This is a genomic window from Streptomyces aureus, from assembly GCF_001418135.1.
In the GTDB taxonomy this organism is placed as follows: domain Bacteria; phylum Actinomycetota; class Actinomycetes; order Streptomycetales; family Streptomycetaceae; genus Streptomyces; species Streptomyces aureus_A.
On the sequence record NZ_LIPQ01000128.1, the window covers coordinates 1 to 9,719 of the forward strand.

A 9,719-nucleotide genomic window follows, 5' to 3' on the forward strand; every position below is an offset into this window, starting at 1 on the left:
CCGCCCGGTGCCTCACCTACGGGGAGGCCTGCGACGGCACCCCCGGCTTCCTGTACGTCGCCGCCCTGGCGATCGCCTTCGCGGCGCTCGTCACCGTGCAGAGCTCCTCCCGCCCCGAGATCCGCCGGGCGGCGCTCTGGGCCCAGCTCGGCGCCGAGGGCGTCTTCCTGCTCTTCCTCCTCACCGCGTTCGCCTAGGGGGGCTTGGGGGCGCCCAGGTCGGAGGCAACCATTCCGCGGTGGGGCGCGTCGTACGCCTGTACGTCGATCCACTCGGGAGGGGAACGCATGTCCATGGACACGCAGCACGCACGACGTGGCCCACGGCTGCTCGCCCGGGTCCTCGCGCCGCTCCTCGCCGCCCTCGCCCTGGTCCTGACCCCGGCCACCCTCGTCCCCGGAGCCGCCGCCGGCACCGCCGAGGCCGTCTCCGTCTGCCAGGGCCGCCCCACCCGGACCATCCCCTTCGCCACCGGCGAGCTCCGCCTCTACCGCACCCGCCACTACGTCTGCGCCGTCACCGTCGCCAAGCACCCAGGCGCCCGCCGTCCGATGGCCGTCTCCCTCCAGCCGCGCGGCGGCCGCCCCGCCGTCCGGGCCGGACGGTTCGACCGGCAGGCCGGGCCCGTCACCGTCCACGCCCTCAACCGCTGCGTCCGGGCGAGCGGTTCGGTGGCCGGTCGGGGCACCTCCACCACCTGGATCCTGTGCTGATGTACAGGAAAGTCCAAGGGTAAGGAGCAACTGGGGCTGGCGGTCCACACGTTGCCCCCGCTAGGTTCGCGACACCGTTGTGAACCAAGGGGAGGGTGAATGCGCAAGTCGCTGAGATGGGCGCTGTCGCTTTCGGTGCTCATAGGCACCGTGGCACCGACCGGCGTGGCTACCGCCGCGGACACGGACACGGGCAGCACGGCCGTCGTCGACTCGCAGAGCACGGACATCAAGGACCGCATCCTGGCGATCCCCGGGATGAGTCTGATCGAGGAGAAGCCGTACGCGGGCTACCGCTTCTTCGTCCTGAACTACAAGCAGCCGATCGACCACCGGCGCCCGTGGGCCGGCACGTTCGACCAGCGGATCTCCGTCCTCCACAAGGACACGAGCCGCCCGACCGTCTTCCGCACCAGCGGATACTCGCTGAGCACCACCCCGAGCCGCGCCGAGCCGACGCGGATCATCGACGGCAACCAGGTCTCCATGGAGTACCGCTTCTTCACGCCGTCCCGTCCGCAGCCCGCCGACTGGTCGAAGCTCGACATCTGGCAGGCGGCCAGCGACCAGCACCGGATCTTCACCGCGCTGAAGAAGATCTACGGCCAGAAGTGGCTCTCCACGGGCGCCTCCAAGGGCGGCATGACCGCCACCTACTTCGAGCGCTTCTACCCGCGTGACATGGACGGTGTCGTCGCCTACGTCGCCCCGAACGACGTGGTCAACAACGAGGACTCGGCCTACGACCGGTTCTTCGCGACCGTCGGCACCAAGGAGTGCCGCGACCGCCTGAACGACATGCAGCGCGAGGCCCTCGTCCGCCGCGCGCCCCTGGAGGCCAAGTACAAGGCGTGGGCCGAGTCGGAGGGCGCCACCTTCAACACGATCGGCACGCTCGACAAGGCCTTCGAGGCCGTCGTCCTCGACTTCGTGTGGGGCTTCTGGCAGTACTACGGCGAGGACGTCTGCGACCAGATCCCGGACGCGAAGACCGCCGGCGACGACACCGTCTACGAGACGATCGACGCCTACTCCGGCTGGGCCGCCTACACCGACCAGGGCCTGGAGCCGTACACGCCGTACTACTACCAGGCGGCGACCGAGCTCGGCTCGCCCGACATCGAGCAGCCGCACCTCAAGGGCCTGAGCCGCTACGGCTACCAGCCCGCGCGCAACTTCGTGCCGCGCGAGATCCCGATGAAGTTCAAGCAGCACGCGATGCGTGACGTGGACAACTGGGTCCGCAAGAACGCGGACAAGATGCTGTTCGTGTACGGCGGCAACGACCCGTGGGGCTCCGAGAAGTTCCACCTGGGCAAGGGCGCGCGCGACAGCTACGTGTACGTGGCGCCGGGCGCCAACCACGGTGCGAACGTCGCCGGGCTCGTCGAGGCCGAGCGGAACAACGCCACCGCCCGCATCCTCGCCTGGGCCGGCGTGCCCGCCCCGGCCGTCCAGGCGGCGCAGCCGCTGGCCCGCTTCGACGCGCGCCTCGACAAGCAGGTCGACGAGGACGCGACGAAGGAGCACGGCCTGCGGCCGTAACCGCTTCGAGGGGGTGGGGTGCGTCCGGCGGCGCGCCCCACCCCCTTCGTCGCATCAGCCCTGTCAGCGGTACGACAGGCCGTGTCCCACCGGGTAGAGCACCTTCGCCGGGTCGTCGGCGCTCAGCACCGGGACCGGCAGGCGGCCCCCGGGCCCGGCCCTGCCCGCCAGGACCCGTGCGGCGGCCCGGAGTTCGACATCGGTCCAGGAGTAGGCGGCGAGCGTCGCCCGCTGGCCGCCGATCCGGGCGATGTCGTACGGGTTGCGGATCGCGATCGTCACGACGGGCACCCCGGTCGCCACGAGCCGCGCCACGAGCGTGCGTTGCGGGCTGGTCGCGGTGACGTTGTACGTCCCCACCACGACGACGTCCTTGCCCGCTGCCGCCGCCACCGCCTCCTCGATCTTCGCGGCCGTCGGGGTGATCCCGGTGGACAGCGAGGTCGCGGTGAACCCCAGCTCCGTCAGGGCGGTCGCGAGCGTCGTCGTCGGAGGGCCCGTCGTACCGGACGGGGAGGCCGGGTCGGCGCCGACGACGAGGACCGAGCTCTGGCGGGCCGGGCTCAGCGGCAGGAAACCGCCCTCGTTGAGGAGCAGGGTCGTGGTGGCCTCGGCGATCCGGTCGGCCTGGGCGAGATGGGCTGCGGTGCCGACCACCCGCTCGACGCCGGCCCGGGTGACGTACGCGTTCCGGAACAGACCGAGCTTCGACTTGAGCCGCAGGATCCGCAGGATCGATTCGTCGAGCCGGGCCTCCGTCAGTTCGCCGTCCCTGACGGCCTTCAGGACCGCGTTCCAGGCCACGTCCAGCTTCGGCGGGTTGAGCAGCTGGTCCACACCGGCCTTCAGGGCGAGGACCGGGACGCGGTCGTCGCCGTACTTGGTGCGCACCCCCTCCATGCCGAGCGAGTCGGTGACCACCACACCGTCGTAGCCGAGCTCCTCGCGGAGGATGCCGGTGAGGATCGGCCGGGACAGCGTCGCCGGGTCCTCGCTCGGGTCGAGCGCCGGGACCACGATGTGCGCGGTCATGATCGAGTCGATCCCGGCGGCGATCGCGGACCGGAACGGCGGGGCGTCCAGCTCGCTCCACTGCGCCCGCGTGTGGGTGATCGTCGGCAGGCCGTAGTGGCTGTCGACGGCGGTGTCGCCGTGCCCCGGGAAGTGCTTGGAGGTGGCCGCGACCCCGGCCCGCTGGTAGCCCTTGACCTGCGCGGCGACCATGCCGGCGACCGCCGTCGGGTCGGAGCCGAAGGAACGGACGCCGATGACCGGGTTGGCCGGGTTGACGTTCACGTCCGCGACCGGGGCGTAGTTCTGCCGGATGCCGACGGCCGCGAGCTCCGCGCCCGCGATCTGCGCCGCCCTGCGGGCGTCCGCGTGCGAACCGCCCGCCCCGAGGGCCATCGCACCGGGCACCAGGGTGGCGGGCTCGCCCACCCGGCAGACGATGCCGTGCTCCTGATCGGTGGAGATGAGCGCGGGGATCGGCGTGGGCTGCGCGAGCGCCGCCTGCTGGATGCCGTTGGAGAGCGCGGCGATCTGCTGCGGGTCGCGGGTGTTGTGGGCCCAGGAGAAGTAGATGACGCCGCCCACGTGGTAGCGCTCGACCAGCTCGGCGGCCGTACGGACACCGATCTCCGCGAGGTTGGCGTCGATGTCGGCCTGGTCGGGTGCGGTGGCGGAGTGGCCGTACACCCGCATCACGAAGAGCTGGCCGACCTTCTCCTGAAGGGACATGCGGTCGATGATCCGCCGGAGCTTCCGGTCGTCGTGCCGGTCCTGCCCGGCGAGGGCGGGGGTGCTCACCCCGGTGACGGCGGCCGCTGCCGCGGCGGCGGTCACCGTGAGGAGGGTGCGTCGGGAGGGGGCGGGGGCGCGGTGGTGCACTGATGCTCCTTCCGGCCGTGCGAGGTTGAAGGGATCCATGCGCGAAATCCTCGGAAGCCGCCTCTGAAGGAAACTTCCAAGGAGTCACGGATAGCCCGAAAGTAACTGCCAGGTCAAGGACCCGCGCACGAATCGCCCACGGCGGCGATCCCGGGCCAGAGCTCCTGGAGCGTACGGACCGTCTCCCGGATCGCCGGGCGCCGCGCCGCCCCGGTCCGCCACATGGCGTGCAGGCGACGCGTCGGCATCGGGTCCAGCCGCACCGGCGTCACCTCCGGCGGCAGCGTCCCGCGCCCCAGCCGCGGCACCAGCGCGATCCCCAGACCGGCCGCGACCAGGGCGACCTGCGTGTGGTTCTCCTCCGCCTGATGGGCGATCAGCGGCTCGAAACCCGTCTCCCGCAACGTCCGCGTCAGCCAGTCGTGGCAGACCGTCCCCGGCGGCTGCGAGATCCACCGCTCCGCCGCCAGCTCCTCCCGGCGCACCGAGTCCCGCGCGGCGAGCGGATGGCCCCGGTGGACGAGGATGTCGCACAGGTCGTCGCCGATCACCGCCTGCTCGACCCCCGGCGGCACGGGAAGCGGGGCGATGTCCCAGTCGTGCGCCACCGCGAGGTCGATGACCCCGCGCGCCACCAGGTCGATCGACACATGCGGATCCACCTCCGAGAGCCGGGCGTCGACATCGGGATGGACCCGGCCCAGCTCCGCGAGCACCCGGGGCATCAGCCCGCGCGCCGCGCTCGCGAAGCAGCCGATCGCGAGCCTCCCGGCGGGCCGGCCGCGCCGCTCCTCCAGCCGCACCTCCGCCTCCTCCACGAGGGTGAGCAGCTGCCGGGCGGTGGCGGCGAGGTGATGGGCGTCGTCGGTGAGGCGGATGCCGCGGCCGCTGCGTTCGAGCAGGGTCGTACGGGTCTCCCGCTCCAGCTTCGCGATCTGCTGGGAGACCGCGGACGGCGTGTAGCCGAGGGCGGTGGCGGCGGCGCCGACACTGCCGTGGACGGCGACGGCGTGCAGGGCGCGCAGACGGCCGAGGTCCAGCACGGCGCTCCTCCTCTTCGATGCGCGGGACGGATGGATGAAGCGTCGCTACATCCCACCATGAAGGAACCCGTGCTGGTGCTACACAGTCCACGGCGGCCATGCTCGATCGCATGCGCCCCGCCCACCTCGCCCTCGCCGCCCTGGTCGCCGCCGTCTGGGGAGTCAACTTCGTCGTCATCGAGATCGGCCTCGACCACTTCCCGCCCCTGCTCTTCTCGGCCCTCCGCTTCCTCGCCGCCGCCCTGCCCGCCGTCCTCCTGGTGGGCCGGCCCACCGTGGCCTGGAAGTGGATCCTGGCGGTGGGACTCGTCCTCGGCGTCGCCAAGTTCGGGCTCCTCTTCACCGGCATGGACCTCGGCGCCCCCGCCGGGCTCTCCTCCCTCGTCCTCCAGGTCCAGGCCGTCTTCACCGCCCTCTTCGCCTTCACCGCCCTCGGCGAACGCCCCGGCCGCCTCAAGCTCGCGGGCATGGGAGTCGCCCTGGCGGGCATCGGTGTGGCGGCGGCCGACGAGGGCGGGGCCGGTTCCCTCACCGGCTTCGCCCTCGTGATCGCCGCGGCGGCCTGCTGGGGCGTCTCCAACGTCCTGACCCGCAAGGCCTCCCCGCCGGACGCGCTCAACTTCATGGTCTGGGTCAGCACCGTCCCCGTCCTGCCGCTGCTCGGCCTCTCCCTCCTCCTGGAGGGCCCGGAACGCGACCTCGCGGCCCTGCGCGGGCTCGACTGGACCGGCGTCGGCGTCATCGTCTACGCCGCCTGGATCACGACCGTCTTCGGCTTCGGCGCCTGGGGCCTGCTGCTCCGCCGCTACCCGGCCTCCTCCGTCGCGCCCTTCTCCCTCCTCGTGCCCGTCTTCGGGATGTCCTCGGCGGCGCTCGTCCTGGGCGAGGGAGTGAGCCCGGCCCGCTGGTGCGCGGCGGCGCTGCTCGTCGGGGGAGTGGCCCTGACGTCGTTCGCGCCGGGCCGGCGGGCCACCGGGGCCGGGAATCCGATGGCGACGCCGGAGCCCGTGGCCGTATCGTCGACCGGCCGTCCGCTCGTTGGGGAACGGCGTACGACCAGCGAGGAAAGGCCCGCATGACCTTCGAGAACATCACCGTCGACGCCGCGGAACCCGCCCCCGGAGCCGTGCTGCTCGTCGGCATCCCCGGAAGCGGGAAGTCCACCGTCGCGGCCGCCCTCGCGGCCCGCTTCGCCCGTGCCGCGCACATCGAGGTCGACGGCCTCCAGTCCCTCATCGTGAGCGGCTGCCACTGGCCGAGCCCGGACGGCGACCCGGAGGCGGACCGCCAGATCCTGCTGCGCGCCCGCAACGCCTGCCTCCTCGCCGACAGCTTCGCCGCGGCCGGCTTCCTCCCGGTCCTCGACGACGTGGTCGTACGCCGCTCCCACCTGGACCACTACCGCGCCCACACGAAGGCGGCCGCGCTCCACGTGGTGATCCTGGCCCCCGGCCCCGACAAGGCCTGGGAACGCAACAACGCCCGCGACAAGCGCCTGACGACCAACTGGGCCTTCCTGGACGAGGCGATGCGCGCGGAGCTGTCGGGCGAGGGCGTCTGGATCGACAACGCGGAACTGACGGTGGCGGAGACGGTGGACGCGGTCCTCGCGGCGACCGGCCTGGCCCCGTAGAAGGAGCCCGGCGGACCCCCACCTCGGTGGTGGTCCGCCGGGCTCGCTCCCGTCCGTGGCGTCGCGGTCAGGCGAACATGTCGGCGAGCAGCTCGGGGCCGATCACGATGGGGGCCGGTCGGTAGGCGGGCGGCAGCGTGCCCATCAGCTCGCGGACCAGGAAGTCCCAGCAGCGGGTGCGGACATGGGCCAGGCAGTCGATGAAGGTGTGCTCGGCGCCCGGCACGACGTGCAGTTCGAAGTCCTTGCCGGCGGCGAGGAGCCGGTCGGCGAACCGCAGGGTCTGGTGCGGGTGGACCTGGTCGTCCATGTCGCCGTGGACGAGCAGCAGCTTGCCGGTCAGCCGGTCGGCGAGGTCCAGGTTGGACGTCCGGGCCCAGGCCTCGGGGTTGTCCGCGCCGTCGTAGGACTCGACGAAGCCGGCGTTGAAGGTGCGGGCGTCGTGCGAGCCGGAGAGGGCGGCCCCGGCCTTGTACGTCCCGGGGAAGTCCAGCATCGCGCGGGCCGCGGCGAACCCGCCCCCGGAGTGGCCGAAGACGCCGACCCGCTCCAGGTCCATCCACGGCCGGGTCTCGGCCAGCTGCCCCAGGGCCGCGACATGGTCGGCCAGGGAGCCGGCGTCGGCCAGCCGGCCGAAGGAGGCGTCGTGGAAGGCCTTGCTCCGGCCAGGAGTGCCCCGGCCGTCGAGCGCGATGACCACGAAGCCGAGTGCCGCGAGGGGTTCGGCGTCCATGCCCATGCCGCCGGGGTCGAAGCACGGGGCGACCCGGTTGACCTGCGGGCCGGGGTAGAGGTTGTCCACCACCGGGTAGGACCGGGCGGGGTCGAAGTCCCGCGGCCGGTAGAGCACCCCGTAGATGTCGGTCTCGCCGTCGGCCGCCTTGACGCGGAAGCGCTCCGGAGCGGTCCACCCGGTGGCGGTGAGCCTGGTGATGTCGGCGCGCTCCAGCTCGACGAGCACCCGCCCGGTCCAGTCGCGGACCGTGATGACGGGGGCGGTGTCGACGGCGGACGCGGAGTCGATGAAGTACTCCTGGTCGTACGGGGCTTCCGGCAGGACCGCCAGGTGGTCGAGCGTGTCGGCGGTGACCTTGGCGAAGCCGGAGCCGTCCAGGCCGACCCGGCACACCGTGCGCCGGTACGGGTCCTCGTCGACGAGCCCGGAGGCCGTGAAGTACACGACGCGCGCGGCCTCGTCGACGCGCAGTATCTGCCGCACCAGCCACGGCCCGGCGGTGACCCGGCCGAGCAGCTCACCGGTGTGGAGGTCGTAGCGGTAGAGGTGGCCCCAGCCGTCGCGCTGCGAGAACCACAGCACCTCGTCGGCGAGCACGCGCACGAGGGGCGGCTCCGTCATCCACTGGTTGGGCTCCACCCGGGTCTCCCCGGACTCGCTGATCACGGTGGTGACCTCGCCGGTGACCGGGTCGAGGCGGTTCAGGGTGAGGGAGTGCTGGTCCCGGGGGCGGGCGAGGAAGTAGACGGCGGAGCCGTCCGCGGCCCACCACGCCCACTTCACGGTGATCGGGGACACATGGGTCATGATCAGCGGCTCGGTCCGGGCGCGGACCACCGTGCCCTCGGCGACGTCGAGGACGACCAGCTCGGCCAGCGGCAGATGCTCGTCCCCGGCGTACGCGAACGGCTGGGTGTGCAGGCGGGGCGCATCCCCGTCGGCGGGCATCGCCTCCACGAGGTGGGTCCCGCGGACCTCGCGCTCGTCGGTCCGGTGGGCGAGGACCTTCGTGGAGTCCGGCGACCAGGCGACCGCGGGCGGCAGGTAGGGCACGCCGAGCTTGCGCAGCAGGGTGGCGTTGGCGGTCGCGGAGGGACCCGGACCGTAGGCGTGACCGGGTGCGCCGTCGGTGGTCAGCGGCCACTCGCGGCCGTCGGACAGCGAGCGGGCCCACAGGTCGTGCCCCCGCTGGGACACCGCGGACTTCCCGTCGGGCGACGTCACGTCCAGCGGGTTGCCCGGGGCGGTGAACTCGGCCGGCTCACAGACGTAGCTGTTCAGATCGCAGCGCCAGTACGCGCCGAACGCCACGAACGTGACCTCGTTCCCGGCCGGTTCGATGCCGGTGAACGGCAGGGCCTCGGGGTCGACCTGCCGCTCGGCGGCGGTGGCCAGCGAGGCTGCCAGCCGGGCGTGGTCGAAGGCGGGCTCACGCGTGCCCGCCGCCGGGTCGACCAGCATGAACCGCCTGCCGGTCCCGTTGCTCACCGCGTACCAGAACCGGGCGCCCCCGTCGATCCACTGCGGTCTGACCCTGTCACCGACGACGAGCTCGCCCGGGCGGGCGGGACGACGGAGGAGCTGCTCGGCGGCCTGGTAGTTCTGAGTGGTGCTCATTCTGCTTGTCCGTCCTCGGAGTCGGTCGATGAAGCTCGTGGGACCGGCGGTCGCGCCGCCGGGGTGGTTCAGAGGCTGCGGGCGGTGATGTCGCCGTACGAGGTGGTGGCGTGGATGTTCAGGCCGGCCTCGGCGCCGTCGGTGTTGGTGAGCGCGTTGTGGACGCGGCCGTAGGCGGTGCCGGCGTTCAGCGTGGCGGAGACTCCGCGGGCGGCGCCGACCACGATCTCGCCCGACTCGGTACGCAGCACGACCGTGCCCTGCGTGGCCTCCTCGACGCGGAGGTCGCCCTTCTTGGTGCTGATCTCGGCGGCGCCGCCGAGGCGGCCGACCGTGATGTCCCCGGCGAGCAGGGTGAGGTGGGCGCTCGCGGTCTCGTCGAGCTTGACCGTGCCCTGCGCGCCGTCGAAGACGACGTCGCCGAGCCGTCCGACGCCGCGGAGTCCGGCGGCGGCGCTCTTCGCCTCGACGCGGGAGCCGGCCGGGAGCTGGACGGTCACCTCGACGGAGCCGGAGTCGCCGAGGATCTTGTTCTTCGCGGG

General features: G+C 72.6%; 9 protein-coding genes. 5 read left to right on the forward strand and 4 right to left on the reverse strand.

The window, feature by feature from the left end:
• The 3 genes from AOK00_RS12825 to AOK00_RS12835 all read left to right on the forward strand — a co-directional run.
• Positions 1-197, forward strand: a 197-nt coding sequence (locus AOK00_RS12825; RefSeq protein ID WP_055600437.1) for a hypothetical protein, incomplete at its 5' end; no start/stop codon positions are given.
• Positions 198-287: 90 nt separating this feature from the next.
• On the forward strand, positions 288-713 hold the full coding sequence (locus AOK00_RS12830; protein WP_055600438.1) for a hypothetical protein: 426 nt from the start codon (positions 288-290) through the stop codon (positions 711-713).
• A gap of 99 nt (positions 714-812) precedes the next feature.
• Complete coding sequence (locus AOK00_RS12835) at positions 813-2,258, forward strand: S28 family serine protease (RefSeq protein ID WP_055600439.1); 1,446 nt, start codon at positions 813-815, stop codon at positions 2,256-2,258.
• Positions 2,259-2,321: 63 nt separating this feature from the next.
• On the opposite strand, the gene AOK00_RS12840 is transcribed toward AOK00_RS12835, so the two are convergent.
• Both AOK00_RS12840 and AOK00_RS12845 read right to left on the reverse strand, forming a co-directional pair.
• On the reverse strand, positions 2,322-4,148 hold the full coding sequence (locus tag AOK00_RS12840; RefSeq protein WP_055600440.1) for a glycoside hydrolase family 3 protein: 1,827 nt from the start codon (positions 4,146-4,148) through the stop codon (positions 2,322-2,324).
• 113 nt (positions 4,149-4,261) lie between these two features.
• Positions 4,262-5,191, reverse strand: coding sequence for a LysR family transcriptional regulator (locus tag AOK00_RS12845; RefSeq protein ID WP_055600441.1), 930 nt, complete (start codon positions 5,189-5,191; stop codon positions 4,262-4,264).
• A gap of 110 nt (positions 5,192-5,301) precedes the next feature.
• Between AOK00_RS12845 and AOK00_RS12850 the strand changes: the two genes are divergently transcribed.
• Both AOK00_RS12850 and AOK00_RS12855 read left to right on the forward strand, forming a co-directional pair.
• Entirely contained in the window at positions 5,302-6,270 is a 969-nt protein-coding gene (locus tag AOK00_RS12850; protein ID WP_055600445.1) for an EamA family transporter, read from the forward strand.
• Positions 6,267-6,824, forward strand: a complete 558-nt coding sequence (locus tag AOK00_RS12855; RefSeq protein ID WP_055600442.1) for an AAA family ATPase — start codon at positions 6,267-6,269, stop codon at positions 6,822-6,824. Before AOK00_RS12850 ends, AOK00_RS12855 begins: the two co-directional genes overlap by 4 nt.
• Before the next feature lie 67 nt (positions 6,825-6,891).
• Here the strand turns inward: AOK00_RS12855 and AOK00_RS12860 are convergent, their stop codons facing one another.
• Together AOK00_RS12860 and AOK00_RS12865 are read right to left on the reverse strand one after the other, a co-directional pair.
• Positions 6,892-9,177 (reverse strand): S9 family peptidase, encoded by a 2,286-nt coding sequence (locus tag AOK00_RS12860; protein WP_055600443.1) that lies wholly within the window; start codon positions 9,175-9,177, stop codon positions 6,892-6,894.
• A 68-nt stretch (positions 9,178-9,245) separates the two neighbouring features.
• Positions 9,246-9,719 (reverse strand): DUF4097 family beta strand repeat-containing protein (locus AOK00_RS12865; RefSeq protein WP_055600444.1); only part of this gene is annotated, 474 nt, incomplete at its 5' end.

What these genes read in the sequence shown, in the direction of transcription:
- AOK00_RS12855 (WP_055600442.1), top strand. Translation starts at nt 6,267, where the DNA reads ATGACCTTCGAGAACATCACCGTCGACGCCGCGGAACCCGCCCCCGGA.
- AOK00_RS12860 (WP_055600443.1), bottom strand. Translation starts at nt 9,177, where the DNA reads ATGAGCACCACTCAGAACTACCAGGCCGCCGAGCAGCTCCTCCGTCGT.
- AOK00_RS12850 (WP_055600445.1), top strand. Translation starts at nt 5,302, where the DNA reads ATGCGCCCCGCCCACCTCGCCCTCGCCGCCCTGGTCGCCGCCGTCTGG.
- AOK00_RS12835 (WP_055600439.1), top strand. Translation starts at nt 813, where the DNA reads ATGCGCAAGTCGCTGAGATGGGCGCTGTCGCTTTCGGTGCTCATAGGC.
- AOK00_RS12830 (WP_055600438.1), top strand. Translation starts at nt 288, where the DNA reads ATGTCCATGGACACGCAGCACGCACGACGTGGCCCACGGCTGCTCGCC.